The sequence below is a fragment of the Rhizobium sp. AQ_MP genome (assembly GCF_014237835.1).
In the GTDB taxonomy this organism is placed as follows: Bacteria; Pseudomonadota; Alphaproteobacteria; order Rhizobiales; family Rhizobiaceae; genus Allorhizobium.
Genome location: NZ_JACJVI010000005.1, coordinates 54,303 through 80,002 on the forward strand (window position 1 = coordinate 54,303; position 25,700 = coordinate 80,002).

Here is a 25,700-nt window from a genome sequence, read left to right on the forward strand (position 1 = left end):
AGCATGGAACGGACCGCACAGGAGAAGGCTGGCATTCTGCCACTGGACAGCGACAGGCCCGCGCGGCTCGCGCCGGCCTTGCCGGCGAATTCGGCCGAGAAGGCCAATATGATCATCCACTACTATCGTGGAGAGATCGGACGCATGACGAGCTGGCGTGACCGGATCGATCGAACGTCGAACTGGTCGATGACAGTGGTTGCCGGTCTGCTGTCCGTGTCCCTGTCAACGCCGACCTCCCACCATGGGGTGGTGTTGTTCGCGATGCTCCTGATTTCCGTCTTCTTGCTGATCGAGGCGCGGCGCTATCGCTTCTTCGATGTATACCGGGCACGTGTGCGTCAACTCGAACGGCATTACTTCGCCCAGGCGCTTTTCCCGCAGGCGGAACTGAAACCGGACTGGGCCGAGGCGATTGCCGCGAGCCTGAGAAAGCCGGTGTTCCTGATCAGCTATCGTGCGGCGCTTTTCCGGCGTATCCGCAGGAACTATGGCTGGATGTATCTGATCCTGCTCCTGGCCTGGGCGCTGAAGATTTCAAGCCCGAAACTGCAGCAGGGGGAGGCACCCGTCGAATTTGTCGGGAGCTTTTGGCAGGTCATCGGCAATGCCGACCTCGGCCCGCTCCCCGGCGGCTTCGTTCTGGCCCTGGTTTGTGCCTTCCATGTAGCGCTGCTGCTCGCCTGTCTGCACCGGGAGCCGGACGACGGCGAATTCGCCCATGGGGAGGTGCATGTCTGACGTCAGTGCAGGATGAACTCGCCCTTCAAGGACCGCCATTCGCTGGCCGCGATCATCTTCTTGTGCACGTAGGTGACAGAATGGATCGGGCCCTCGATCTTGTCCTGCCAGAAGCGCAGAAAGCCGCGCATTTCCGGGAAGTCAGGTGCGAGATCGTAGTGCTGCCAGATGTAGGTCTGCAGCAGCGAGGGATGATCGGGCAGGCGGTAGAGGATCTGGGCGGTGGTCAGCCCGTAACCCTTCAGCATCAGTTCCATTTCGCTGTTCATGTGCCAGCGTTCCCCGTGTTCTCGTTGAAGACGGATCGACGCGGACGGTGTCATCGCTTCCGCGACCGACCGGGGCCGCGACCGACGCGGGCCCTGAGACGATGGAAACACCGTGTGGTAAAGGAAGTTCTAATGAGGCGCGGAGCCGTGCAGCCGCCGCCCCACTCGCGATCATCGTTTCAGATGTCGGGTCAGCCGCGCTTCGATCGCTCCCCAGGTGTGGCGCAACGCCTCGACGATGGCGAGATAGAAGATCGCTGCCCAGAGATAGGTCTGGTAGTCGAAGGTGCGCGAGAAGGCGTAGCGCGTCTGACCCATCAGATCCAATACGGTGACGACGGCGACGACGGCCGAACCCTTGATCATGAAGATGATCTCGTTGCCGTAAGGGCGCAGGGCGACAATCAGGGCCTGGGGCAGGATGATTTTCCAAAAGGTGACCGAGGCCGGAAGCCCGAGCGACTTTGCACCCTCCGTCTGGCCGCGCGGCACGCTTTCGATCGCGCCACGCAGGATCTCGGCCTGATAGGCGGCGGTGTTGAGCGTCATGGCGAAGAGGGCGCAGTACCAGGCTTCACGAAAGAACCACCACAGACCAACCGCTTCGATCTGCGGCCGGAACGAGCCGAGACCATAATAGATCAGGAAGATCTGCAAGAGCATCGGCGTGCTGCGGAAGACATAGACGTAGCCATAGGCGACGGCGTTGAGCAACCGGTTCTTCGCCATGCGTGCGAAGGTGACGGGAAACGACAGCACGGCGCCGAGGGTGATCGATCCGAATGTCAGGATGAGGGTCGTGGCGAGCCCGTCGAGATAGCGCCAGCCATAGCGCTCAATCTTTTCCGGATCCCAGCTCGAAGCCAAGTACCATGTGAGAGCCAGCCCGAGCACGGCCCAGAGGGTGAGAATGGCATAACCGGCAATCCGTGCGCCGCTGATGCGGCGCGCCTTGACCGGCGGTGCAGGCCGGGGAGGGATCATCTCAACGGCATGGCTCATCGGCTGACCTCCGCGCGATTGGCCCAACGCGCGATGGCGTTGAGACCGATCGAAGACAGGGTTGCGAGCAAGAGATAGAGAAGGCAAGCAATGCCATAGAAAAGGAAGGCCTCCTTGGTGACGCGTGCTGCCACACCGGTCTGGCGCACGATATCGGCGAGGCCGATGACGGAGACAAGGGCCGTATCCTTGAGGAGCACGAGCCAGAGATTGCTGAGGCCGGGCAGTGCGATGCGGACCAATTGCGGCACGATGATCAGCCACATGGTCTTGCGCCGGCTGAGGCCGACAGCACTTCCCGCCTCATACTGGCCCCTGGGTATGGCCTGGAAGGCTGAGAGAAGCACCTCGGACGCATAGGATGAAAAGACAACGGACAGGGCGATCATGCCTGCCAGGAAGGCGTTGATCTCGACCCGCTGATCGATGCCGAACCAGGACAGTACGGACTGAACCAGTATCTGGAATCCGAAATAGACGATGAAGAGGGTCAGCAGTTCAGGGAGGCCGCGAAAAATCGTGGTGTAGACGCCGGTTGCGGCACGCAGGCTCCATTCGCCGGACTGTCTCGCCAGCGCGATGAGAAAGCCGAGAGCTAGGCCGACTGGCAGCGTTGCAAGGGACAGGGTGAGGGTGACCTTCACGCCGAACGCGATCTCATCGCCCCAGCCTTGATCGCCACAGCCCACCAGCGTGTCGGATGCGAGCAGGTTGAAGATCCCGACCGGCCCGCAGAATGGATCCAAGGTGTAACTGATCCAGGCCCAGAGCGAGCCAAGTGCGGAAGAGAATCCGCCCATGCCATTCCCCCTTGGCGGTTTCTCCCGCCATTTTTGATGTTCATGCCGTTCAAATGCAAAATGGCGGAAGTGTTCGACTTCCGCCACTCGATTTCATCAGGATATCCCTGTCTCAGTTGCCGTAAACGTCGAAATCAAAATATTTCTTGTTGATTTCTGCGTATTTGCCGCTGGCACGGATCGCCTCGATGGCGGCCGTGAACTTGTCGGCCAGCGCGGTTTCGCCCTTGCGGACGGCAATGCCTGCACCCTGGCCGTTGATTTCGACGTCGACCGGCAGCGGCGTCAGGATCTTGCAGCAGGCGCCGGCGTCGGTTTTCAGCCATTCCGAAAGCACGACGATATCGTCGACTACGGCGTCAACGCGGCCGCCTTCGAGGTCCAGCTTGTATTCGTCGGCCGTCGGATAGAGCTTAAGCTCGCTGTCGGCCATGTGCTTTTCGGCATAGTTGGCATGCGTCGTCGACGATTGAGCGCCGATGGTCTTGCCGGCAAGGCCAGCCACATCGGTAATCGTCGAATCCTTGGGCACGGCGACGGCCGGCGGGGTGTTGTAGTACTTCTTGGAGAAGTCGACCTTCTCCAGACGCTCAGGGGTAATCGACATGGAAGCGATGATGGCATCGAATTTCTTGGCCTGGAGGGCCGGAATGATGCCGTCCCAATCCTGCGTCACGAATTCGCAGGTTACCTTCATCTCTTCGCAAAGTGCCTTGGCGATGTCGATGTCGAAGCCAACCAGCGAGCCATCGGCTTCGAGGTTGTTGAAGGGCGGGTAGGCGCCTTCGGTGCCGATGATCAGCTTTTCCTGCGCCATGGCCGAACCGGCAAAGAGCGACAGGGCAGCGATCGATGCTGCGGCCAGAAAACGTGTCGGAATACGCATAGGATCCTCTCTGTTGGGTGGATGCCGTTTGTTGTTGTAAGGCGGCTGTCCGTGATCGTGTGGCGCGATCGACCACACTTGGACCCAATAATCGTCTGTTTTTCTGGCTGAAATCAACAACAAAAGGCGTGACCGGTCAAATTTGCCACTTTAAAAACGGTGGACGCATCACGCCAAGTTTTTTTGTTCCATCTGGTCTGGTTGAGTGGAGCAAAACTCCTTCTAACTCGTTCAGCCACGGTTAATTATGCGAAAACTAGCTTGGCAGAAGCTTCGGTTCGCGTAATCGAGCACGCATTCAACAGCATGGCGGCGTGGGTGTCTCTCACCGGTCCATGCGCAGGGAAGGAAACGCAAGGCATGTTCAAGAAGAGATTGCTCAATACGGTGGCAATCCCGGTCCTGTCCGTCGCGGTGCTGGCAAAGCCGGTCGCGGCTTCGATTACCGGACACCCCGAACGACAGGTTCAAACCCGGCAGGCCGAGGAACAACTCATCCAGCTTGCACAGGCCGTGACCTGCCAAGATGGATCCGAGGCACCGGATGCCGAGACATGCGCCGCACGGGCGGCGCAGGCGGCCGAAGAAGAGGCCCGGCGCCAGGCGGAAGCCGAGGCGCAGGCCCAGGCGGAAGCAGAAGCACGGGCTCAGGCCGAGGCCGAAGCGGAAGCCCAGCGCCAGGCCGAGGCCGAAGCGCAGGCCCAGGCGGAAGCAGAAGCGCAGGCTCAGGCCGAGGCCGAAGCGGAAGCCCAGCGCCAGGCAGAGGCCGAAGCGCAGGCCCAGGCGGAAGCAGAAGCGCAGGCTCAGGCCGAGGCCGAAGCGGAAGCCCAACGCCAGGCAGAGGCCGAGGCGCAGGCCCAGGCCGAAGCAGAAGCGCAGGCTCAGGCCGAGGCCGAGGCGGAAGCCCAGCGCCAGGCTGAAGCAGAGGCCCAGGCCCAGGCAGAAGCTGAAGCGGAAGCTCAGCGCGCCGCCGAGGAGGCTCAGCAGGCTGCCGTGACGTGCGCCGACGGTTCCCAGGCGGCATCGGAAGCGGAGTGCCCCGTTCCGGCAACCCCGGAAGAGCAGCCTGTCGAGGAACAGCCCGCTGAAGAACAGCCAGCGGAAGAGCAGCCGGCCGAGGAGCAGCCAGCTGAGCAGCCGACCGAGGAGCAGCCAACTGAAGAACAGCCAGCGGAAGAACAGCCAGCTGAGGAGCAGGCCGCTCCTGAACAGACTGAGGAACAGGCTCCCGCAGATGGCCAAGCCCAGCCGGCCGAACAGCCCGCTGAGGAGCAGCCGGCCGAGGGCGTAACTTGCGCCGATGGTTCGCAGGCCGCGACTGAGGCCGAATGCGCTGTTGCACCGCCAAGCGAGCAGCCGGCGGATGAGCAGGCAACCGGTGAAGAGGTTCCGGCCGACGCGCAGCAGCCGGAGGGCGAGCAGGTTCTCGTGCCTGCCGTCGAGCCGCCGGTCGATCAGCCTGTCGAAGAAATCACCGATACCCGTTCTGCGGAGGAAAGAGAGGCGATCGCTGAAGATCCGGCCCAGACATCTGAAACCGTGGTTCTTCCGGTGGACAATGGGGCTGCCGTACTCGACAGCGACAAGGACGCCGACAATGCCGGCGGGCAGGATGCTCGCGAACAGCGCACACTGCTGAGAGCGCAGGAAGACGTGGCTCCTCCGCCGGAAACCGATGCCGAGGCACAGGCCGACAGCGTTGTCGTGGATCCGCAGACCATCCAGGCGACGATTGCCGAGCAAGGAACGACGCTCGATGCTGCACCGACCTTCGACGTGCCGACCAGCGTCACCAATGTCACCAACAGCAGCGTCACGAACAACGTCACCAACAACGTGACGAACAATAACGTGACCAATAATGTGACGAACAACACGATTATCCAGAACAACGTGGTCAACCAGGTCACCGAGATCCGGGTCATCGAGCAGGTGGACAACCGCACCGTCATCAATGTCGGCGACCAGATCGTGGTTCGTAGCGACGACCGGCCGCGCCTGCGTTGGGATGCGGACGAGACCTATTACGAGCAGCTCCCGCGTGGCCGCACGCGTGAGACCATCGAACGCGCTGATGGCAGCAAGCTGGTGACGGTCTACAACCGTTATGGCGACATCATCATCCGTTCGCGCATTTCCCCGAGCGGTCGGGAATATGTGCTCCTCTACTCGCCGGAAGCCGACAGCGAACGTCCGCGCGTATTCGTTGACGTTGGTCTGTCCTTGCCGCCGATGCGTCTGACCATCCCGGTCGACGACTACATCGTCAGCACCACCCGTTCGCCTGATCGTGACTACTACGACTTCCTCGCCCGTCCGCCGGTCGAGCGCGTCGAACGCGTCTATTCAATCGACGAGGTGAAGTCGTCTGCCCGTATCCGCGACAAGGTCCGTCGTATCGACCTCGATACGATCACCTTCCCGTCCGGTTCGGCCGAGGTGCCGCTGGAGCAGGCCCGCACCCTGCGCAAGGTGGCCCAGGCGATGAGCAAACTCCTGGAGAAGGATCCGGGTGAAGTGTTCCTGATCGAAGGCCATACGGACGCCGTCGGTTCAGATCGGTCCAACCTCGTGCTTTCCGACAAGCGCGCCGAGACGGTCGCCAACCTCTTGACCGAAGTTTACGGCATCCCGCCGGAAAACATGTCGGTACAGGGCTATGGCGAGCGCTTCCTGAAGATCCGCACGGAAGCCGCCGAGCAGCAGAACCGTCGTGTTGCCATCCGCCGCGTGACCACTCTGGTTCGCCCGGCAGGGGTCGCCAGCAACGACTGATTGGCTGCGAACCAGACAATGACGAAGGCCGCCGGATCACTCCGGCGGCCTTCTTTTTTGCGTGTCTCAGCGGCGGGGCGGAAGTTCTGTCACTGATGCAATGAAATCGGCAATCGCCGTGGTGTCGTCGAGATCAAAGACCGGAAGGGACGTGTCCTCGACCCGGTGGTCGGCAGCAATCGCCCGGATATGCGGATCGGTCGGTGCAAGCGGCTCCCGTTTTGCCGCTGCCTCCCGCCGGGCTTCGATCTTGGGTACGGGTTCGCGCTTGTAACCCTCGATGAGGACGAGATCGCAGGGGCCAATGCGGGCGAGTATGTCCTCAAAGCTAGGCTCTGGGTTCCCGCGCAACTCGTGCATGATGGCGTAGCGTGTCCCGGATACGATGACGACTTCATGAGCGCCAGCCTCGCGGTGGCGATAGCTGTCGGCTCCAACCTTGTCGATGTCAAAGTCGTGGTGAGCGTGCTTGATCGTCGAGATCCTGTAGCCACGTCTTGTGAATTCCTCGACCAGGCGTACCGCCAGACCCGTCTTGCCGGAGTTTTTCCAGCCGGCAATGCCGAAGATGCGTGGGCTTTCCGTCATGCTGTACCTGATCCGAGGATGGCTTGCGCGGTTGCAAGATCCTCCGGCGTGTTGATGTTGAAGAATGGATCGACAAGCCCGAGAGGACCTTCGAAGGGCGGGAAGTCCACGGCTCTTGCCGGATGCCGGGCCGCGAAGTCGAACACCCGGCGGTGGGCCGGATCGGCGAGCCACTCTTCCAGGTCATCCGAAAGCGTGAGAGGCCATAACGCGGTGGTCGGATGGGTGCGACCGCCGGAGCTTGCCATCACGATGGTACCGCGTTCGGCGCTTGCAACGAGGCGTTCAACCAGATCCGAGGGCAGAAAGGGCGTGTCGCAGGGAGTGGTGAGGACATGCGTGACGCCGCCAGCTCCTTCGGCAAACCGCTTCAGTCCTGCAAGCACGCCAGCGAGCGGACCAGGCCGGTCCGGGTGGGCATCGGAGAGGAGGGGGATACGGTTCCCCAGCGGGTGCCGCTCCGGGGCGTTGAGATAGACTGCGGAGACCTGAGGCTTCAATCGCTCGGCAATCTGGAGGGCGAGCGGCTCTGCTCCCAGTTTCAAACCGGCCTTGTCGAGGCCCATCCGGCGTGATTGTCCGCCTGCAAGAATGACGGCGGGAGGGCGGATCTGATCGCTCATGCCTTCATCGCTCATCACCGGGCGCAAAGCGCAGGAAAATCAGCGCAACAAGCGCCAGAACACAGCAGGCGACCATCACGAGCACCAGCGGCAGGGGGCCCGTTTCCATCGAGAGAATTCGGGACGCGAGCCAGGAGAGAAAAGCGCCGCCGCCCATGGTGATCGCCCCTCCGAGGCCGGAGGCGGAGCCAGCGAGTTCCGGTCGGACGCTGACGATGCCGGCATTGGTGCTTGGCAGCGACAATCCGTTGCCGAAGCCGACGACGATCTGCGGCCCGAAGAATGCGATGTGCGAAACATAGCCCAGGGAAAGGAAAAGCATGGGAATTGCGGCACCCACAAGGGCGACCACGCCGCCGATCAGCATCATCATATCGATCCCCAGGCGACGGGCGAACCGGCCAGAGAGATAGTTCCCGGCGATGTAACCGGCTGCGATGAACATGAACTGCAGGCCGAGCACGCTGGGCGTGAGGCCCATCAGTGTTCCGCCGACGAAAGGGGCGCCACCGAGAAACGCGAAGAAGGCGCCTGATGTGAAGGTGGCCGCCAGAGTGTAGCCCCAGAATCGCGGGGAGGCGAGAAGCCGTGGCCACGCACGGAACTGCTCGGAGAAGCTTCCGATTTTGTAGCGGTTGGTCTCGCCGAGGTCCCGATAAACAAGCAGAAGCACCGCGAGCGCTGCAACAAGGATCGCGGCGAAGTTCGAGCGCCAGCCGAAGGTGTCGCTCAACACGCCTCCAAGCGTCGGTCCAATCATCGGCATCAGCGTCATGCCCATGGTCACATAGCCGATCATCGAGGCGGCTTCGTCCATGGGCACCATATCACGGATGATCGCACGGGAGAGGACCAGTCCAGCAACCACGGCGGTCTGGACCATGCGGGCGAACGTCAGGAGCTCGATCGATGTCGCGATCATGCAGACCATGGAGGAGACAATCAGGATCAGCAGCGCGCCGATCATCACGGGGCGGCGGCCGTAGCGGTCGGAGAGCGGACCGATCACCAGTTGCACGACGGCTGTCATTGCAATGTAGCCCGAGACAAGGACCTGCACCCGGTCGTAGTCGACCCGCAAATCCGAGGCCATTGCCGGGAGTGCAGGAAGGAAGATGTTCATCGTCAGCGCCGAGAGACCCGCAATCGCCACGAGGCTGACGATATGGGGTGCCGTCGTTCTGTCCAGAAAGCGGGACTGCTGCTGCACGCTCGGTTGTCCTTGCATGAATGAAGCGATCAGCCGGGTGACGCAGGGTCGGCGCGGCGGGCGAGGGCGGCTTTGCGCTTGCTCTCGCGATAGAATGTGTAGAGCCCCGAGCCGATGACAATGGCCGAGCCGACGATCATCCAGATATCAGGTGTCTCACCGAAGAAGATCATGCCGAGCAGTACGGCCCAGAGCAGGCTCGTGTAGCGGAACGGCGCAATAAAGGAGATTTCCCCTGTGCGCATGGCCATGATGATCGCCTGATAACCCGCAAAGAGAAAAACAGAGGCGAAAGCGAGCCTGCCGAGCGCACTGCCCGAGAGCGGTTGCCAGCCTCCGAAGGCCGGGACAAGCAGCAGGCCTGCAAAGGAAATCGAGGCGGCCGTAAAGAGCGTGACCGTCAGTGACGAGACATTCGGATCGATCCGACGTGTCACGAGATCGCGTCCGGCTGCGGTGATCACGCAGAGCACAATGTAAAGCGAGGCAAGCGTAAAACCCTCCGGCCCTGGTTGGATAATCACCAGCACGCCCATGAAGCCAAGGCCGATCGCCGTCCAGCGGCGCCATCCGACAGGCTCCTTGTAGAAGATCGCAGCACCCAATGTGACGGCGAGCGGCAGCGATTGCAGAATCGCCGAGGCATTGGCGAGCGGCACCTGGCCGAGGGCAGCTAGGAAGGCCACGGCTGCCACCGTCTCAAAGGCAATGCGCAGCAGGATCAATGGCTGCAGGATGTTGGCGATATGGTCGAGCGCTCCCATGCGCCGAGCGACCGCATAGACCAGAAGCGCCGTGAACGCACCGCGCACGAACATGATCTGGGCAACGGTCAGCTCCGCAGTCACCGATTTCGTCAGAGCGTCATTGAAAGTAAAGCCCGCCATCGAGATCGCCATCAACAGGGCGCCTCGGGTGTTCTCGGATAATGCCATGCTCGATTCCCATGCGTATCGGATGGTTCTAAACCAAGCGGCAGGCACGACAAACTGAATTTCCCCTGTTGCCCTCCTTTAACGATGCCGCAGTGCCAAAAACTTGGTGCGCAATTAACCTTTGCTCAAACTCCCGGGGCGAAGCTCGCCCATGGAACTGCATGAGGCGGATCCGCCATTGCAATCCCGCGCGATGATGTCGCGGGGTTTCGACCTTCTCGAGGGTCTGATGAGTTTTATCGATCGCCTCCTGCAAAGCCGCAGGATCGTCACCAAAGTTTTGTTGTTTGTCGTCCCTCTGGTCTTTCTGATGGCTGGGGTGGGTCTCTTGGGTTATTGGACCGCCACCACGCTGAACGGGCATATGACGGTCACCCGCGCCACGATTGGCAATATCAGCGACCTCGAGACGCTTCAGCAGGGATTGCAGGAGTTCAGTCTCAACCCAAGCGAGGAGAGCAGGCAGGCACTGCTCGCTGCCATCGATGGCCAGGAGAAGGGACTCGATGTTCTCAATGGCGTCCTTGCCAAACAGGCGCAGTCGGCGGATCTCTCCGCGCTGACGCAGCTTCCGGCAGAGATGCGCACCCAAACTGCCGCTCTCTGGGACAACAAGACGAAGCGTGACGAGCTGGACGCCGGATTGAACTCCGCCGTTGCCGCCCTTCAGGCTGAAAGCCAGCAGATCGTCAAGCAGGTCGATTTCGTCCGCGAAGATCTCTCGGGCAAGGAGCGCTTCGCCAAGGAGCTGCTCTTCGATGCGTCCGCGTTCAAGTCGCTGATCGACCGACTCGGCAAGCTGCGGGTTGGCGTGCAAATGGCGTTTACGCCGGAAGAGCAGCTTGCGGAGGCGAAGCTCTATCTGGGGCCGATGCAGAAGGATCTGAAGAACGCCAATGCGATCGCCTCCGAGAAGGGCAAGGGGCTGGTCGCAGAGGTCGGGACGGCGATCGGAAAGATCGAAGCGATCCTTGCACAGTCGTCATCCGATGACGCCAAGGCTCAGGAGCTCGGTCGGGTTCTCGCCGAATTGGTCGAAATCGAACAGAAGATCACGCTGCAGGCTGCCAAGAACAGCGACATTGCCGCCGACCGCTTCGTGAAGCTCGACAAGCTGGTTGCTGAACAGAAAGAACTCATGGCGCTCGTTGATCAGGCCGCCTTGAACGTCGCCACGGTGGAACTGCGGGTACAGCAGATGCTCGGTGCCCTTAACGACGAGAGCCGCGCCGTGGTCGTGAAGGAGATCGAGGCCCTCCAGACCATGGCGGCCCGCATATCCGAGCTCGGCGCCAAGAACAGCGCGCTGCGCGACTTTCCGCAGAAGATTGCACCACAGCTCACCGCCATTACCGAGATGTCGCAGGCGCGCCTCGATGCCGGGCAGGACTGGGAAAAGCAGCGTCTGGCAGCCGGTGCCGCCGTTTCCGCGGGCATGGGGTCGCTGCGCAACTTCGTCTCCCAGGCCCAGGAAATCGGCCGCGAGGATAGCGAGCGCTCGGCGACGATCTCCGTCATCACCATGGTGGTCGGCACGCTGCTTGCGATCATCGGAGGCTTGATGCTCATTGAAACGCTGCGGGCGCCGCTGAAACGCATCACAAGCGTCATGGCGCGTCTGGCCAGCGGCGATCTCTCGGTTCCGATCGAAGGTCGCAACCGAGGTGACGAGATCGGCGACATGGTTCGTTCGGTCACCGTGTTTCGTGATGCGGCGCTGGAAAACCGGCGCCTTGAGGAAGAGGCGGAGGCCGCCCGTGCCCGGTCCGAGCAAGAAAGCGCGCAGCGTCAACAGGAACGCGCCCGTGTTGAAGCTGACCAGCGATCAGCACTTGAAGCCCTGTCGTCCGTGCTCGAAGCGCTCGCCAACGGTCAACTCGACGTTTCCATGCGCGATGATCTGCCGGCAGATTTTGTCGCGATGGCATCGACCTACAACCAGGCCGTTGAGGCGTTGCGTGCCACGCTCGAAGAGGTTCGGGCCGCGAGTGTCGACATCAATGCGGGCACAGAAAATCTCGCCGTATCTGCCGATGATCTTGCACGCCGCACCGAACAGCAGGCGGCAGCGCTGGAAGAAAGCGTACGTGCGCTCTCGCACCTGAGCGATGTCGTGCGGACGACGGCCGATGGGGCAGGGCGCACTGCCCAGTCCGTCCAGTCGGCCCGCGATCACGCCCGCCAGTCCGGCGTAGTGGTCAAGAGAGCAGTGGAGGCCATGGCCGAGATCAACCGATCCTCGGAGAAGATCTCGACCATCATCGGCGTCATCGACGAGATCGCCTTCCAGACAAACCTGCTGGCACTGAATGCCGGGGTCGAAGCGGCCCGTGCCGGAGAAGCCGGTCGTGGCTTTGCAGTCGTTGCACAGGAAGTGCGTGATCTCGCTCAGCGCTGCGCCAATGCGGCAAAGGAGATCAAGACGCTGATCTCTGTCAGTGGCAGCCAAGTCAAATCGGGTGTCGAACTTGTCGAAAACACGGGCGTCGCACTGCAGGCGATCATCGATCAGGTCGAGGAAGTGCAGTCACTGGTCGAGGGCATTTCGGCCGCCACCCGCGAACAGTCGACGGGTATCAGCGAAGTCACCTCGGCCGTGCGCGATGTCGAGCTGATCACCCAGCAGAACGCTGCCATGGTCGAGGAAAACAATGCCGAGATCCAGGGCCTGCGCCAGCGCGTCGATATCCTGATGCACAAGATCTCGCGCTTCCGCACCGACAGCCAGCGCGCAATCCAGCAGGTCTATCGCCGTTCGGCTTGAGGACTACTGAGACGAAAGCCGGCGGCGCTCAGCCGCCGGTGACGCTCATGTGGCGCGCGACAGCCGGTTTGCGATGGGCACGGTCGATGATGAAATCGTGACCCTTGGGCTTGCGTGAAATCGCCTCATCGATGGCCGCCGACAGAAAGGCATCGTCATCGGACGCCCGAAGAGCAGTACGCAGGTCGGCTGCATCATCCTGCCCAAGGCACATGTAGAGCGTGCCCGTGCACGTCAGGCGCACACGATTGCAGCTTTCACAGAAGTTATGGGTGAGGGGTGTGATGAAGCCGAGACGGCCGCCGGTCTCGCGTATCTCGACATAGCGTGCCGGTCCACCGGTCCGGTAGGGGATGTCGTCGAGCGTGAACTGCTCTTCGAGCATCTTGCGTACCTTCGATAGCGGGAGATACTGGTCCGTACGATCCTCGCCGGTCTCGCCCATTGGCATGGTCTCGATCAGGGTGAGGTCCATGCCCTCGCCATGGGCAAAGCGCAGGAGGTCCGGGATCTCGTGCTCGTTGAAATCCTTGAGAGCGACAGCATTGAGCTTGATGCGGATGCCGGCGGCCTGGGCTGCGCGTATGCCTTCCATCACCTTGTCGAATTCGCCCCAGCGGGTGATATTCTTGAACTTGTCCGGGTCCAACGTGTCGAGGGACACGTTGATGCGTCTGACGCCGCAATCGGCAAGTTCCTGGGCATGGCGGGCGAGCTGAGACCCGTTGGTGGTCAGCGTCAGCTCATCCAGGCCCTGGCCGATATGCCGGGACAGGCCGCGCACCAGATGCATGATGTTCTTGCGCACAAGCGGTTCGCCGCCCGTCAAGCGCAGCTTGCGAACGCCCTTGGCAATGAAGGCGGAACAGAGCCGGTCGAGTTCCTCCAGCGTCAGGAGATCCTTCTTCGGCAGGAAGGTCATGTTCTCCGCCATGCAATAGGTGCAGCGGAAGTCGCAACGGTCGGTGACGGAGACACGCAGATAGGTCACGGCCCGTCCGAAGGGGTCGATCATCGGGTTCGTCCGCTCGCCGAGCGGTTCTGCATGGCGCCAATCGGCGGGGGTCTGGTCCAACAGATCTCTCCTGTCCGTTTCGTCCAATGTGGGGCCAAGCCCTTGAAGCGTCAAGCTGACAGGCGACGACTTCATCAAGACGGATTGCAAAGCTCAGCACTTGGCCCTAGAGCAGGTCCAGCAAAAGTGCGTCAGCGGTTTTGCGTCCGGACTGCGTAAAAGCAAACAGATTGAGCATTTCAGATGATCCAGTTTTCACCGGACATGATCTGGATCTGCTGCATCTGAAAACAAAGCCCATCCGAGGATAACATGAGCGAGATCTGGCCGACCGAACTCAAGGTGTCGAAGGACCGACGGCTCTTGACCGTCAGCTTCAACGACGGTGTCGTTGCCTCGCTTCCGGCCGAAATGCTGAGAGTGCTGTCGCCATCGGCAGAGGTTCAGGGGCACGGTCCGGGCCAAAAGGTAACGGTGCCGGGCAAGAGACATGTGGCAATCCGCCAGATGACCCCGACGGGCAATTATGCCGTTCGAATCGGCTTCGACGATGGGCACGACACCGGCATTTTTACCTGGCTCTATCTGCGCGAATTGGGCGAAACCGGTGCGGAGAAGTTCGCGGCCTACGAGGCCGAGCTTGCAGAAAAGCGGCTCAGTCGCGATCCTCGCTGAGTTCGGCATCGATCAAGCCATCGGCCGCCAGCATGCGCTGGATCAGCAGGTCCATGTTTTCGGCGAGACGCTGGCATTCGGCGATGGGTGTCGCCGACAGCGTACGCTCGATGAGATCGGTTTGAATTCCCATGGCCTTTTCGCTCAAGGCGCGTCCGTCTGCCGTGAGGAACAGCCGCAATACGCGCTTGTCCCGGTGATCGGGGCGCCGTTCCAGCAACCCGCGCTTCTCCATCTGTGGAAGGAGCATGCTCATATTGGAACGGCCTACCAGCAGTTTGCGGGCGAGTTCCTGCTGTGAAATTCCCTCAAAGCGGTAGAGGTTCACCAGGATATCGAGATGCGGTGGCTTGATGTCGAGCGGTGCGAGCGCGCGGCCGAGGGCTTGCTGCATCAGCTGGCAGGCGCGGGCAACAGAAATCCAGCTGCGAAATCGAGGATGATCCCAGGGGAAGGCTTGCTTTTCGTTCATTCTTGTACTTTATTGTTCAGCATTGAACAGTCTAGGGAATCCGACTATGCCATCGTTTCCGCTCAAGGTCACCCGCCTGGCTTTCGCGCAGCTGGAAAAGCTGTCCCCTGGGATGGCGGGGCGGCTTGCGTTTGAACTCTTCTGCCGAACACCGAGCCGCAGGCCCAAGGGTGCAAAGGCGCGGGAGGTTTTCATGGTTGGCCGCAATCGTCTGCGGCAGGCTTCGCTGGTGCGGCTCGCTCTGTCTCGGGGCATGGCGGCGGCGCATCATCTGCCGGTGGATGGCAGCGGCGAAGCGGGCAGGCCCAGGATCCTTGTCGTGCATGGCTGGGGCTCCCGCGCCGAATATCTGTCCGACCTCGCCTGGGGCCTTCGGCAGACCGGCGCAGACGTGATCGTGCTCGACCTGCCCGGGCACGGTGCCTCCAGCGGGCGGCGGCTCGATCTGAAGATCGCGGCAGAAGCCATCGTTGCCGCAGAACGGCATTTCGGACGTTTGGACGGCGTGGTCGGTCATTCCTTTGGCGGCGCCGCCGTGATGATGGCGGCAGGCGGCGTGTTTTCGGATCTGCAGAGCCTGAAGGCGGCCCGGATCGCGCTGATTGGTTCTCCCTCCAGCATGGGCGAGGTATTCAACGGCTTTGCAACCATGGTCGGTCTCGGCCGGAGCAGCGTCGGCGCAATGCGCAACAGGGCTGTGGAGATTGCCGGCGCACGGGTGGAGGACCTCGATGGTGTCAGCGTTGCCCGCCGGATCGACCGGCCGCTGCTGGTCGTTCACGCAGAGGACGACAAGGAGGTGAATGTTGGGCACGCGCAGCGCTACATCGGGGTCTCGCCGCATGTCCGGCATCTTTGGGCCAATGGCCACGGACATCGGCGAATCGTCAGCGCACCCGACGTCATTGCCGCGGTTGCATCCTTCCTGACTGGCGCGGAGCTGGCGGGACAGTCCGATGAGCGCCGGGTGTCATAGTCGCGTCATCGCTCTTGCCTACCTCGGACCGGTGTTTAGTGTCGGATGTAGAAGCGGGAGCAAAAAGCATGACTGTCATCACCACGGTTGGAGACCTCAAGGCGATTTACGGCGAGGTCTCCGAGGCATCGACGGCCAAGGTCACGACGTCGCTGACGCCGGCCTATCGGCAGATGATCGAATGCTCTCCGTTTGTGGCGCTTGCCACGGTGGGTCCGGAAGGGCTCGATTGCTCGCCGCGCGGCGATCTCGGCGCTGTTGTCCGGATCGAGGATAACAGGACGCTCGCGCTACCGGACTGGCGCGGCAACAACCGCGTCGATTCGCTCCTGAATATCGTCCGCGATCCGCGCGTGGCGCTGATGTTTCTGATCCCCGGCTCCAACAGCGTGATGCGGATCAACGGTCGGGCCGTGGTCTCGATCGCGCCGGATCTGCTCGAAAGCTTCGAGATGGAGGGGCGCCACCCGCGAAGCGTTATCATCGTTTCGATCCAGGAGGCCTATTTCCAGTGTGCACGCGCCGTCATGCGGGCGGAGTTGTGGAACGTCAAGCGGCAGGTTGCAGCAGACGACCTGCCGACGCCGGGCGAGATGCTCAAGGCGGCCAAGGAGAGTTTCGACCAGGAGACATATGACCGCGAATGGCCAGCGCGGGCTGCGAAGACGATGTGGTGAGCCGATAAGGGGTCATCGCTTATAGATGAGCCAGCTCTTGGTGAAGTCCTTCTTCATTCCGTCTTCGTAGTGTTTGGTGCGATTTCGGCCCGCATTCTTTGCGCAATAAAGGGCGATATCGGACTTGGCATAAAGCTCGCCGGCGTCTTCGGCGTCACTTGCCATGGCAAAACCGAGTGAAATGGTGATCGGGCCATAGTTTACGCCAGTCTTGGAATTCTTGAACGGCGTCGCCTCCAGCGCAGTGCGGGTGCGTTCGCAGATCTGGAAGATCTCCTCGGCTGTGTTGCCCTCGATGATGATCGCGAATTCCTCACCGCCGGTGCGCGCGACGAAGCAGTCCTTGCGGACATTGTTGCGAATGACGGTCGCGACCGTCGCGAGGATCTTGTCGCCGACAGGGTGGCCGTAGGCGTCGTTGACCTTCTTGAAATTATCGATGTCGGCCAGCACCAGTCCGGCCAGCGGCTTCGTGCCGCTCGTGTAAACGGCGGCAAGCTTCTCGTCGAACGCACGGCGATTGGCGATGCGTGTCAGCGAGTCGGTATTGGCAATCCGCTTGTATTCGTCGAGCTCGCGGCGGACCTCGTCCATTTCCTTCGAGCGCTCGGACATCTGCACGACCGTCTCTTCACCATGTGCCATGGTGGAGCCGGTGGCCTCGGTCAGGATATTGATGGCACTGCGCAGGATGTCGGCGCTGTTGGTGCTCTTGGAATTGATGCGGTGATAGGTCTCTCCGAGGAGCCGGTTATAGCTCTGCAGCGAGGTCTGCTCCTGCTGCAGGAGGCGTAGCAGGCCGTCGAGCTCGCCGATCAGCTTGGCGTGCGCGTTTTCGATGGCCCTGGTCTGGTGACTGCCGAAATACTGCTCGCCCAGAGCATCCAGTTCGTCCTGGGTCGCGCGGCTGCCAAGCGCCGCCAGTTCGCGGGTCAGTGACGGGTTCGAGCCGATATAGGCTTCATAGAACAGCTCGTAATTGCGCGGGATGGGGGCAACCCCCATGGAGCGCATGGCGTATGTGATCTGTGCCGCGACGTCAGGGGTCTGCGCCTTTGGCGGTGTTGCCGTGCTCATTCGGCGAACTCCAGTGGTCGTCACTCGAGACATTAAAGGTCCAATGAAAGAATTAGCGTCAAATGATTGGAAAATGTTTAATCTTCACGCAGCGAGAAGTGACGGGCGCAAAATGAGCGGTTCGCGTTCACATTCGCAAAGCCTTGTAAAACAAATAGAAATTTGCCGTTGCAGATTGTCGATTCCGCAACGGCATCAGTTTCGTCCAGAAAAAAGTTCAGCCGAGATTGAATTCCTGGAAAAAGTCGTTGCCCTTGTCGTCTGTGACGATGAAGGCCGGGAAGTCCTCGACTTCGATCTTCCACACGGCTTCCATGCCGAGTTCCGGATATTCCAGCACCTCGACCTTCTTGATACAGTCCTGGGCAAGGCGAGCGGCCGGGCCGCCGATTGAGCCCAGATAGAACCCGCCATGCTTCTTGCAGGCTTCGCGGACTGCCCGCGACCGGTTGCCCTTGGCGAGCATCACCATCGAACCACCGAAAGACTGGAACTGGTCGACGTAACTGTCCATGCGGCCAGCGGTCGTCGGACCAAAGGAGCCCGAGGCATAGCCTGTCGGGGTCTTGGCGGGGCCTGCGTAGTAGACCGGATGGTTCTTCATGTATTCCGGCATGCCTTCGCCTTTTTCGAGGCGATCGCGGATCTTGGAGTGGGCAAGGTCGCGGGCAACGATGATGGTGCCGGTCAGCGACAGGCGGGTCTTGACCGGGTGCTTGGTCAATTCCGCGAGGATCGCGGACATCGGCTGGTTGAGGTCAATCTTGACCACCGACGAGGAAAGGGCTGTTTCGTCGATATCGGGCATGTATTTCGACGGATCGGTTTCCAGCTGTTCGATATAGATCCCGTCCCTGGTGATCTTGCCCTTGGCCTGGCGGTCGGCGGAACAGCTGACACCCAGCCCGATCGGCAGCGAGGCGCCATGGCGTGGCAGTCGGATGACCCGCACGTCATGACAGAAGTACTTGCCGCCAAACTGGGCGCCGACACCCATCGACTGGGTGAGCTTGTGGATTTCCTTTTCCATCTCCAGATCGCGGAAGGCGTGGCCGCTCTCCGATCCTTCGGTCGGAAGGTCATCAAGATAACGCGCCGAAGCAAGCTTCACCGTCTTCAGCGTCATCTCGGCCGAGAGGCCGCCGATGACGATTGCCAGATGGTAGGGGGGACAGGCTGCCGTACCCAAAGTCAGGATCTTCTCCTTAAGGAAGTCGATCATCCGGTCGTGGGTCAGAAGCGAGGGTGTTCCCTGATAGAGGAAAGTCTTGTTGGCCGAGCCGCCGCCCTTGGCCATGAAGAGGAACTTGTAGGCATCCTCACCCTCTTCGTAGAGGTCGATCTGGGCGGGCAGGTTGGTCTTGGTGTTCTTTTCCTCGAACATCTTGATCGGGGCGAGCTGCGAATAGCGCAGGTTGCGGCGCTCGTAGGCATCGCGCACGCCTTCGGCGAGCGCTTCGTAGTCATGGCCGTCGGTCCAGACACGGCGGCCCTTCTTGCCCATGACGATCGCGGTGCCGGTGTCCTGGCACATCGGCAGGACACCGCCGGCGGCAATATTGGCGTTTTTCAGAAGGTCGAAGGCAACGAAACGGTCATTGTCGGTGGCTTCGGGGTCTTCGAGGATCGAGGCGAGCTGTTTCAGGTGCCCGGGGCGCAGGAGGTGGTTGATATCGGACAGCGCCGTTTCGGCGAGCAGGCGCAACCCCTCTGGCTCGACCGTCAGTATCTCCTGGCCCTTGAAGCTCTCGACCGAAACGAAGTCAGAGGTGATCTTGCGGTAGGGGGTCGTATCTTCGCCAATTGGGAACAGATCGTCTGCCATCACGGAGCCTTTCGCGGCAAAAGCTGGAATTGCCGGTGGTTTAAGCGGTCGATCTTAATATTTCAATCCGCCGAAAGCCGAAGTGTCGAGCGTTGACACGCGCGGTATCAATCTGGAAAAGCTCTACTCCTTTATTGTCTCTGTTGAGACCGATTTGGAGATCCGTTATGGCGTTCAATCTGTCCGAGGAAGTAGGTCTGCGCCATTCGATCGTCTCCAAGATATTCGTCGTCTGCTTTGTCTGCATCCATGTCCCGCTGATCGCGCTGGTGCTGAATTATGGTACCGGGAGAGGTTCCGACGCGTGGTCCGTCGGCCTGGTGGTTTTGGTCGCAACCCTCATCGGAACCATCGCCTGTCTGGCCACAATGTGGTGGCTGACGCTTCCGCTGCGCAATCTCGCACGCGTGATCAGTCGCTATAGAGAGGGCGGTGCCTTTGCCGAAGAGCAACTCAACAAGCATGGCGTGGACGAGATTGCTGTCGTTTCCCGCGCGGTTTGCGGCATGGTCAGCGAAATCACGGCGCTTGCAGAGCGTGCAGACGGCCAACCCGGACTTGACCCTTTGACCGGTCTCCTGAACGGCAGCGCTGTGCATCGCCTACAGCTCGAGCGGCCGCCGAAGCCGACCGAGAATGGTCTCAACATCATGGTTGCGCTTTTTGAGCTGCAGGCCAGCGAAGCGCTCGGCGGCAGCCAGATGCGGGACATCACCGACCTGGCGTTGGTCGCGGTCGGAGATCTCGTGCGGCGGCATTTCCTGCCGCGCCAGATTGCGGCGCGGGTGTCGGGCACGACGTTCGTGCTTCTGTTTAGCGGCGATCCCCCGGATGTCGTGCTTGCCTGCTGTGACGCGATCCGTCAGAGCGTCGCCGCGCTCGAAATTGGCCCATTGGCGGCGGGCAGTCTGCGTGTCACGTTCGGTCTCGCCCAGCGTCAGGCAAGCGAGCCGATGGCAGATCTGTTGCACAAGGCCGATATGGCTCTTTTCAGGGCCAAAGACATGAACCGTACGGGTCTCGAAACTCTCAAGGCCTGAACGGGCTCCGCGCAAGCGGCGCCCGCACTCTCCAGCCGTTCAGCCGTCACTGCGGACCGATCATAAGCTCGGGCCGCACATACTGGTCGAACTCCTCATTGGTGAGGTAACCGCCGCCGACGGCTTCTTCGCGCAGCGTCGTGCCGTTCTTGTGGGCGGTCTTGGCGATCTTGGCGCAGAGGTCGTAACCGAGCTTTCCATTCAGCGCCGTCACCAGCATCAGCGAATTCTCCACGCCCTTGCGAATGTTCTCTTCGCGGGCCTCGATGCCGACGACGCAATTGTCGGTGAAGGAGACGGCGGCATCGCCGAGCAACTGCACCGACTGCAGGAAGTTGTAGGCCATCATCGGATTGTAGACGTTGAGCTCGAAATGGCCCTGGCTGCCAGCGAAGGTGATCGCCGCATGGTTGCCGAAGATATGGGCGCAGACCTGGGTCAGAGCCTCTGATTGCGTCGGATTGACCTTGCCCGGCATGATCGACGAGCCAGGTTCATTTTCCGGCAGCGCCAATTCGCCAAGGCCGGCGCGGGGTCCTGAGCCGAGGAAACGGATGTCGTTGGCAATCTTGAAGAGGGCCGCGGCTGCCGCGTTGATCGCGCCATGGGCAAAGACCATGGCGTCATGGGCGGCCAGGGCCTCGAATTTGTTCGGCGCGGTGATGAAGGGCAGGCCGGTGATCTTGGAGATTTCCTCCGCGACCTTTTCGGCAAAGCCGATCGGCGCGTTCAGACCCGTGCCGACAGCGGTGCCGCCCTGGGCGAGTTCGTAGAGGCCGGGCAGGGTGATTTCGATCCGCTTGATCGACGAGGCGACCTGCGCTGCATAGCCGGAGAATTCCTGGCCGAGGGTGAGCGGTGTCGCGTCCTGGGTATGGGTGCGGCCGATCTTGATGATATGGGCAAAGACATTCGCCTTCGCATCGAGAGCCGCATGCAAATGCTTGAGCGCCGGAAGCAGATGCAGCACCACATGTTCGGCTGCGGCGATATGCATGGCAGTCGGGTAGGTATCGTTCGACGACTGGCTCATGTTGACGTGATCGTTCGGGTGGACGGGCTTTTTCGAGCCCATTTCTCCGCCGAGCATTTCAATGGCGCGGTTCGAAATCACCTCGTTGGCATTCATGTTCGACTGGGTGCCGGAGCCCGTCTGCCAGACGACCAGCGGGAAATGGTCGTTGAGCTTGCCGTCGATCACTTCCTGCGCAGCTGCGACGATCGCCTCGCCAAGCTCAGCGTCGAGTTTGCCGAGCGCCATGTTGGCGCGGGCTGCTGCCTGCTTGACGATGCCGAGTGCCCGCACCACCGGCAGAGGTTGCTTTTCCCAGCCGATCTTGAAGTTTCCGAGGGATCGCTGGGCCTGGGCGCCCCAATAGCGGTCGGAGGCAACCTCAATCGGTCCGAAGGTGTCGGTTTCTGTGCGATGGGTCATGGAATTTCCTGCCTTTTGACGTTTGCCGTGGCGGTGGGAGGGCTTGGTCTGATTTAGGGAGCGGTGCAACCGATGCAAGCCGATCAATATAAGATGATAAAGACAGTCAAGTATATTCTGTCTGTCAGCCACTCCTGAAGAGTGGCCCTGTGTCCTTTGCAGCACGTCTCACGACTATTTGTGTGTGGCTTGATCGCGATCGACAGGCGCGGCTTTGTACAATTTGTTAACGTCAATCAAAATTTAACGAATATTTCCATTTAGTTTGCGCTGGAGCGGACGTGGTGGGTGGCTCGCGAGTCACACAAAGTTGAGGCTGGCAGACGAACCCGTAGCGCATTGTCCAACTTTTCAATGAAATGGCGATCCGCTAGTGATCCGCGCAAGACAAATACGTGCTGCAAATCCCCCAGCGGATTTGGACCGGGAAATGGAACAGAGAATGACGAGAAACAGGAAATTCGTAGTCACCGCAATGCTTGCTGCGACTACAGCGGCCGGAACCCTGCCGGGCGAGGCTGCCGCCACCACGCTTCTCGATCTTCTCCGCGGCGGACCGGGTCGCCAGGTCAAGCAGCAGGCGGCACCGGCCGCACTGGAGAGCCAGGCCCAGGGTGGACTCGAAATGGGTGACCCGGAGCCGCTGCCGAAGGTCACCGGCCCGCGTTACTACACATACAAGCCGGAGGCCCAGCGCGCGATCAAGATCAAGCTGCCGGTCTCGGAGCCCGTCGCCGGTTCGGCCGAGGCTCAGGCGACCCCGGAAGTGCTCGGTGCCCGCCGTTTTCTCTCTGAGGTCAGTGTCCGCGCGACCGACGAGGTGGCCAAGAGCATCGAAGGTTACTATGGCAATCTGAACAAGCCGCTGATCTGGACCGATGATCAGGGTATTTCCGAACGTGGCCGTGCGATGATCTCGGCGCTGTCCTCAGCCGATACGGTCGGCCTGTCCCCAGACGACTATCTGGTGCCTATGCCGGCGGAAACGGCTGATCCGGCCGATCCGGAGAAGCGCCAGCGCGAGCTGATGGCTTTCGAAGTGGCACTGTCCGCCAAGGTTCTTACCTATGTCCAGGACACGGTCCGCGGTCGCATCGATCCCAACAAGATCTCCGGTTACTATGATTTCAAGCGCAAGGGCGTGAACATAGCCCCGGTGCTCGACATGCTGCGCATGAGCCCCGACGTCGCGGCCTATCTGCGCAACCGGGACCCGAAGAGCCCTCAATTCATCGCATTGCGGGACGAGCTTGCGCGCCTGAAGGCCGAGGATGCCAAGGCCGAGACGAAGCCGATCACGATCGCTCCCGGCACGTTGCTCAAGCCTGGCCAGAGCAAGCCCGAGGTTGCGCAGGTGATCGGTGCGCTGAAGCAAGTCGCATCGGAGGCGATCCTGACCCAGCATTCGGCAACGCTTGCCGTTTACGCCGGAACGCCCGAATATACCCCTGACCTGGTCGCCCTGGTCGAAGCCTTTCAGAAGGAAAAGGGTCTGAAGCCGGATGGCGTTGTCGGTCCGGCGACAATCCGTGCAATGACGGGCCACAGCAATGCAGAGAAGATTGCCAAGCTGCAGGTGGCCATGGAGGCGATCCGTTGGCTTCCGGCCGATCTTGGCGCGCGTCACGTCTTCATCAACGCCCCGGCCTTCAAGGCCACTTATGTCAATGACGGCAAGGAACAGCTGTCGATGCGCGTCGTGGTCGGCTCGAGGGCGAACCAGACCTATTTCTTCCAGGACCAGATCGAGACGGTGGAGTTCAATCCCTATTGGGGCGTGCCGAAGTCGATCATCGTCAACGAAATGCTGCCAAAGCTCCGCGCCGACCCGTCCTATCTCGATCGCCTCGGCTATGAGGTGTCGTATGGCGGCCGCAAGGTGGCGTCGAGCCAAGTTGACTGGAACGTCACCCACTCCGTCGATGTGCGCCAGCCGCCCGGCGGTGACAATGCGCTCGGCGAGTTGAAGATTCTGTTCCCGAACGAGCATGCCATCTACATGCATGACACGCCGTCGAAGAGCTATTTCAGCCGAGACATGCGCGCCTTGAGCCATGGTTGCGTTCGTCTCGCCGAGCCGCGTGTCATGGCCGCCGCGGTGATGGGAACGACGGTCGAGGAGATCGGCAAGCAGATCGCCTCGGGTCAGAACCGTGCGGTTCAGGTTCCGCAAAAGATCCCGGTCTACGTGTCCTATTTCACCGCCTGGCCGAACAAGGACGGCGTCATCGAGTATTTCGACGATGTGTATGGCCGTGACGATCATACGGCCAAGGCCTTCAAGGCGACAACGGATGCGCGCGCACCGCGCGCCTGAGTTTTGAAACCCAATTCCGAAATGACAGATGGCGGGCCCCGGTCCGCCATTTTCGTTCCGATACGGTCTCAGTCGATCAAGCGCTGGACCAGGTCTACGGTCAATTCGTCGAAATGGCTGATGACATGCGAGGCACCTAACGTCTCGACGGATACATCCGAATAGCCGAAGGGCACCGCGATTGAGGGAATGCTGCCGTTGCGGGCTGCCAGGATGTCATTGATGCTGTCACCGACCATCAGCACTTTGTCTGGACTCCCACCGGCGCGCTCGACGGTGGCGAGGATATGTGCCGGGTCCGGCTTGCGGAAAGCGAAGGTGTCGCCGCCGGCAATCGTCGCGAAGTAGGAGGCGAGCTCCAGCCGATTGAGCAGGGGTACGGCGAGCCGTTCCATCTTGTTGGTGCAGACGGCAAGCGTGAAGCTGGCATCCTTCAGCCGATCGAGTGCCTCGATCAGGCCTGGATAGGGGCGGCTCTTGCCGGGCATGCCGGCCTCGTAGTGGTCGATGAAACGGTCGAGCAGGGCGGGGACCTCGTCTTCGGCCAGCGGCGCACCGCGCAGGGCAAAGGCGCGCTGGATCATCACGCGCGCCCCCTGGCCGACCAGATGGGTGAGATCTTCATAGCTGACCGGTGCCAGATCGCGTGCGGCGATCGTGTGGTTCAGGCTCTCGACGAGGTCGGGTGCGGTATCGATCAGTGTTCCGTCAAGGTCGAAGACGATGGTCGTGGCACTCAAGACGGGACTCCCTTGCAAGATCTGTGGCGTGCCGGGGGTAGGGGAAATCCTCTGAAAAGGCAATCTTGCAGGACGGCGCAGGGCTTTCACTCCGCCGAGGAGGCGTGTAAACAGCTTGCGACGAAACAGATGGGAGCTCACGGCGCATGGACGCCCGCGAAATGAAGATCAAGGCCGCCGCCGCGGCACTGGAGCATGTCGAAGATGGCATGCGACTTGGGATCGGAACTGGTTCGACTGCAGAAGAATTCGTCCGCTTGCTGGCGGAGAAGGTTGCGGGAGGCCTGAAGGTTCAGGGTGTGCCCACCTCGGAGCGCACGGCGCGGCTTTGCCTCGAACTCGGAGTGCCCTTGAAGTCGCTCGACGAGTTGCCCGAACTTGACCTGACCATTGACGGCGCTGACGAAATCGATCCGCAATTCCGGCTGATCAAGGGTGGTGGCGGTGCGTTGCTGCGTGAAAAGATCGTGGCTGCGGCTTCAAAGCGCATGATCGTGATTGCAGACGAGACCAAGCTGGTCGAGACCCTCGGGGCCTTCCCGCTGCCGATCGAGATCAACCCGTTCGGGCAGGCCTCGACGCGTATCGCCATCGAGCGCTTAGCGTCGGAACTCGGCCTTACCGGGGCGATGAAGCTCAGGACTTATTCCGACGATAGCCTGTTCACGACGGATGGCGGACATCTCATCCTCGACGCATCTTTTGGCCGCATTCCTGATGCAGACGCACTGGCGAGCCGGCTCAACCAGATCCCCGGCGTGGTGGAACACGGCCTTTTCATAAACTTGGCGTCGCTCGCAATCATCGCCGGACAGGCTGGTGCGCGGGTGATGGACCCGAAGAACTAACAGGAGCTTA

Annotated in this window: 23 protein-coding genes; 9 read left to right on the forward strand and 14 right to left on the reverse strand. The window is 61.1% G+C overall.

Annotated features, from left to right (window positions below; genetic code table 11):
* Positions 1-3 precede the first annotated feature (3 nt).
* Positions 4-741 (forward strand): DUF2270 domain-containing protein, encoded by a 738-nt coding sequence (locus H6M51_RS09970; protein ID WP_185809714.1) that lies wholly within the window; start codon positions 4-6, stop codon positions 739-741.
* A 2-nt stretch (positions 742-743) separates the two neighbouring features.
* Here the strand turns inward: H6M51_RS09970 and H6M51_RS09975 are convergent, their stop codons facing one another.
* The 4 genes from H6M51_RS09975 to H6M51_RS09990 form a co-directional block, all read right to left on the reverse strand.
* Positions 744-1,010: an usg protein gene (locus H6M51_RS09975; protein WP_136541530.1), complete on the reverse strand. Its 267-nt coding sequence runs from the start codon at positions 1,008-1,010 to the stop codon at positions 744-746.
* 171 nt (positions 1,011-1,181) lie between these two features.
* On the reverse strand, positions 1,182-2,012 hold the full coding sequence (locus H6M51_RS09980; protein WP_185809715.1) for an ABC transporter permease: 831 nt from the start codon (positions 2,010-2,012) through the stop codon (positions 1,182-1,184).
* Positions 2,009-2,812: an ABC transporter permease gene (locus tag H6M51_RS09985; protein ID WP_185809716.1), complete on the reverse strand. Its 804-nt coding sequence runs from the start codon at positions 2,810-2,812 to the stop codon at positions 2,009-2,011. Before H6M51_RS09985 ends, H6M51_RS09980 begins: the two co-directional genes overlap by 4 nt.
* A gap of 112 nt (positions 2,813-2,924) precedes the next feature.
* Positions 2,925-3,698: an ABC transporter substrate-binding protein gene (locus H6M51_RS09990; RefSeq protein WP_185809717.1), complete on the reverse strand. Its 774-nt coding sequence runs from the start codon at positions 3,696-3,698 to the stop codon at positions 2,925-2,927.
* Positions 3,699-4,058: 360 nt separating this feature from the next.
* Between H6M51_RS09990 and H6M51_RS09995 the strand changes: the two genes are divergently transcribed.
* Entirely contained in the window at positions 4,059-6,473 is a 2,415-nt protein-coding gene (locus H6M51_RS09995) for an OmpA family protein (protein WP_185809718.1), read from the forward strand.
* A gap of 66 nt (positions 6,474-6,539) precedes the next feature.
* Here the strand turns inward: H6M51_RS09995 and mobB are convergent, their stop codons facing one another.
* The 4 genes from mobB to H6M51_RS10015 are packed head-to-tail and all read right to left on the reverse strand — an operon-like array spanning position 6,540 to position 9,829.
* Complete coding sequence (gene mobB, locus H6M51_RS10000; RefSeq protein ID WP_185809719.1) at positions 6,540-7,061, reverse strand: molybdopterin-guanine dinucleotide biosynthesis protein B; 522 nt, start codon at positions 7,059-7,061, stop codon at positions 6,540-6,542.
* A complete protein-coding gene (gene mobA, locus H6M51_RS10005; RefSeq protein WP_185809720.1) occupies positions 7,058-7,684 on the reverse strand; it encodes a molybdenum cofactor guanylyltransferase MobA in 627 nt (208 codons plus the stop codon). The genes mobB and mobA overlap by 4 nt, the downstream gene beginning before the upstream one ends.
* Positions 7,685-7,688: 4 nt before the next feature.
* Positions 7,689-8,894, reverse strand: coding sequence for a multidrug effflux MFS transporter (locus H6M51_RS10010; protein WP_348644449.1), 1,206 nt, complete (start codon positions 8,892-8,894; stop codon positions 7,689-7,691).
* Between the two features lie 29 nt (positions 8,895-8,923).
* A complete protein-coding gene (locus tag H6M51_RS10015) occupies positions 8,924-9,829 on the reverse strand; it encodes a DMT family transporter (RefSeq protein WP_185809722.1) in 906 nt (301 codons plus the stop codon).
* A gap of 229 nt (positions 9,830-10,058) precedes the next feature.
* On the opposite strand from H6M51_RS10015, the gene H6M51_RS10020 reads away from it, so the two are divergent.
* Positions 10,059-12,593 carry a HAMP domain-containing methyl-accepting chemotaxis protein gene (locus tag H6M51_RS10020; RefSeq protein ID WP_185809935.1) on the forward strand — a complete coding sequence of 845 codons (2,535 nt, stop codon included), beginning with the start codon at positions 10,059-10,061 and terminating at the stop codon, positions 12,591-12,593.
* Positions 12,594-12,621: 28 nt separating this feature from the next.
* Here the strand turns inward: H6M51_RS10020 and moaA are convergent, their stop codons facing one another.
* Positions 12,622-13,608: a GTP 3',8-cyclase MoaA gene (moaA, locus tag H6M51_RS10025; RefSeq protein ID WP_246780484.1), complete on the reverse strand. Its 987-nt coding sequence runs from the start codon at positions 13,606-13,608 to the stop codon at positions 12,622-12,624.
* A gap of 312 nt (positions 13,609-13,920) precedes the next feature.
* On the opposite strand from moaA, the gene H6M51_RS10030 reads away from it, so the two are divergent.
* Positions 13,921-14,283 (forward strand): gamma-butyrobetaine hydroxylase-like domain-containing protein, encoded by a 363-nt coding sequence (locus H6M51_RS10030; protein WP_185809723.1) that lies wholly within the window; start codon positions 13,921-13,923, stop codon positions 14,281-14,283.
* Here H6M51_RS10030 and H6M51_RS10035 read toward each other — a convergent pair.
* Positions 14,264-14,755 (reverse strand): MarR family winged helix-turn-helix transcriptional regulator, encoded by a 492-nt coding sequence (locus tag H6M51_RS10035; protein ID WP_185809724.1) that lies wholly within the window; start codon positions 14,753-14,755, stop codon positions 14,264-14,266. The two genes, H6M51_RS10030 and H6M51_RS10035, sit on opposite strands and share 20 nt — an antisense overlap.
* A 46-nt stretch (positions 14,756-14,801) precedes the next feature.
* On the opposite strand from H6M51_RS10035, the gene H6M51_RS10040 reads away from it, so the two are divergent.
* Together H6M51_RS10040 and H6M51_RS10045 are read left to right on the forward strand one after the other, a co-directional pair.
* Entirely contained in the window at positions 14,802-15,731 is a 930-nt protein-coding gene (locus tag H6M51_RS10040) for an alpha/beta hydrolase (protein WP_185809725.1), read from the forward strand.
* Positions 15,732-15,799: 68 nt separating this feature from the next.
* Entirely contained in the window at positions 15,800-16,408 is a 609-nt protein-coding gene (locus H6M51_RS10045) for a pyridoxamine 5'-phosphate oxidase family protein (RefSeq protein ID WP_185809726.1), read from the forward strand.
* 12 nt (positions 16,409-16,420) lie between these two features.
* Here the strand turns inward: H6M51_RS10045 and H6M51_RS10050 are convergent, their stop codons facing one another.
* Entirely contained in the window at positions 16,421-17,485 is a 1,065-nt protein-coding gene (locus tag H6M51_RS10050; RefSeq protein WP_185809727.1) for a GGDEF domain-containing protein, read from the reverse strand.
* A 217-nt stretch (positions 17,486-17,702) separates the two neighbouring features.
* Entirely contained in the window at positions 17,703-19,310 is a 1,608-nt protein-coding gene (locus tag H6M51_RS10055; RefSeq protein ID WP_185809728.1) for a fumarate hydratase, read from the reverse strand.
* A gap of 167 nt (positions 19,311-19,477) precedes the next feature.
* Here H6M51_RS10055 and H6M51_RS10060 point away from each other — a divergent pair, with 167 nt between their 5' ends.
* Positions 19,478-20,350, forward strand: a complete 873-nt coding sequence (locus H6M51_RS10060) for a diguanylate cyclase domain-containing protein (RefSeq protein WP_185809729.1) — start codon at positions 19,478-19,480, stop codon at positions 20,348-20,350.
* Between the two features lie 46 nt (positions 20,351-20,396).
* Here H6M51_RS10060 and fumC read toward each other — a convergent pair whose 3' ends face one another.
* Positions 20,397-21,785, reverse strand: a complete 1,389-nt coding sequence (gene fumC / locus H6M51_RS10065; RefSeq protein ID WP_185809730.1) for a class II fumarate hydratase — start codon at positions 21,783-21,785, stop codon at positions 20,397-20,399.
* Between the two features lie 442 nt (positions 21,786-22,227).
* Between fumC and H6M51_RS10070 the strand changes: the two genes are divergently transcribed.
* Positions 22,228-24,102, forward strand: a complete 1,875-nt coding sequence (locus tag H6M51_RS10070) for a murein L,D-transpeptidase (protein WP_185809731.1) — start codon at positions 22,228-22,230, stop codon at positions 24,100-24,102.
* A gap of 68 nt (positions 24,103-24,170) precedes the next feature.
* Here the strand turns inward: H6M51_RS10070 and H6M51_RS10075 are convergent, their stop codons facing one another.
* Positions 24,171-24,842 (reverse strand): HAD family hydrolase, encoded by a 672-nt coding sequence (locus H6M51_RS10075; protein WP_185809732.1) that lies wholly within the window; start codon positions 24,840-24,842, stop codon positions 24,171-24,173.
* A gap of 146 nt (positions 24,843-24,988) precedes the next feature.
* On the opposite strand from H6M51_RS10075, the gene rpiA reads away from it, so the two are divergent.
* On the forward strand, positions 24,989-25,690 hold the full coding sequence (gene rpiA, locus H6M51_RS10080; protein ID WP_185809733.1) for a ribose-5-phosphate isomerase RpiA: 702 nt from the start codon (positions 24,989-24,991) through the stop codon (positions 25,688-25,690).
* Positions 25,691-25,700: the final 10 nt, after the last annotated feature.

Excerpts from the sequence above, each read along its gene's own strand:
- H6M51_RS10030 (WP_185809723.1), top strand. The coding sequence starts at position 13,921 with ATGAGCGAGATCTGGCCGACCGAACTCAAGGTGTCGAAGGACCGACGG.
- H6M51_RS10060 (WP_185809729.1), top strand. The coding sequence starts at position 19,478 with ATGGCGTTCAATCTGTCCGAGGAAGTAGGTCTGCGCCATTCGATCGTC.
- H6M51_RS09995 (WP_185809718.1), top strand. The coding sequence starts at position 4,059 with ATGTTCAAGAAGAGATTGCTCAATACGGTGGCAATCCCGGTCCTGTCC.
- mobB (WP_185809719.1), bottom strand. The coding sequence starts at position 7,061 with ATGACGGAAAGCCCACGCATCTTCGGCATTGCCGGCTGGAAAAACTCC.
- H6M51_RS09980 (WP_185809715.1), bottom strand. The coding sequence starts at position 2,012 with ATGAGCCATGCCGTTGAGATGATCCCTCCCCGGCCTGCACCGCCGGTC.
- H6M51_RS10035 (WP_185809724.1), bottom strand. The coding sequence starts at position 14,755 with ATGAACGAAAAGCAAGCCTTCCCCTGGGATCATCCTCGATTTCGCAGC.
- H6M51_RS10015 (WP_185809722.1), bottom strand. The coding sequence starts at position 9,829 with ATGGCATTATCCGAGAACACCCGAGGCGCCCTGTTGATGGCGATCTCG.
- H6M51_RS10070 (WP_185809731.1), top strand. The coding sequence starts at position 22,228 with ATGACGAGAAACAGGAAATTCGTAGTCACCGCAATGCTTGCTGCGACT.
- H6M51_RS09990 (WP_185809717.1), bottom strand. The coding sequence starts at position 3,698 with ATGCGTATTCCGACACGTTTTCTGGCCGCAGCATCGATCGCTGCCCTG.
- rpiA (WP_185809733.1), top strand. The coding sequence starts at position 24,989 with ATGGACGCCCGCGAAATGAAGATCAAGGCCGCCGCCGCGGCACTGGAG.
- H6M51_RS10020 (WP_185809935.1), top strand. The coding sequence starts at position 10,059 with ATGAGTTTTATCGATCGCCTCCTGCAAAGCCGCAGGATCGTCACCAAA.
- H6M51_RS09975 (WP_136541530.1), bottom strand. The coding sequence starts at position 1,010 with ATGAACAGCGAAATGGAACTGATGCTGAAGGGTTACGGGCTGACCACC.
- H6M51_RS10050 (WP_185809727.1), bottom strand. The coding sequence starts at position 17,485 with ATGAGCACGGCAACACCGCCAAAGGCGCAGACCCCTGACGTCGCGGCA.
- H6M51_RS10055 (WP_185809728.1), bottom strand. The coding sequence starts at position 19,310 with ATGGCAGACGATCTGTTCCCAATTGGCGAAGATACGACCCCCTACCGC.
- H6M51_RS09985 (WP_185809716.1), bottom strand. The coding sequence starts at position 2,812 with ATGGGCGGATTCTCTTCCGCACTTGGCTCGCTCTGGGCCTGGATCAGT.
- moaA (WP_246780484.1), bottom strand. The coding sequence starts at position 13,608 with ATGATCGACCCCTTCGGACGGGCCGTGACCTATCTGCGTGTCTCCGTC.
- H6M51_RS10040 (WP_185809725.1), top strand. The coding sequence starts at position 14,802 with ATGCCATCGTTTCCGCTCAAGGTCACCCGCCTGGCTTTCGCGCAGCTG.
- H6M51_RS09970 (WP_185809714.1), top strand. The coding sequence starts at position 4 with ATGGAACGGACCGCACAGGAGAAGGCTGGCATTCTGCCACTGGACAGC.
- H6M51_RS10045 (WP_185809726.1), top strand. The coding sequence starts at position 15,800 with ATGACTGTCATCACCACGGTTGGAGACCTCAAGGCGATTTACGGCGAG.
- fumC (WP_185809730.1), bottom strand. The coding sequence starts at position 21,785 with ATGACCCATCGCACAGAAACCGACACCTTCGGACCGATTGAGGTTGCC.
- mobA (WP_185809720.1), bottom strand. The coding sequence starts at position 7,684 with ATGAGCGATCAGATCCGCCCTCCCGCCGTCATTCTTGCAGGCGGACAA.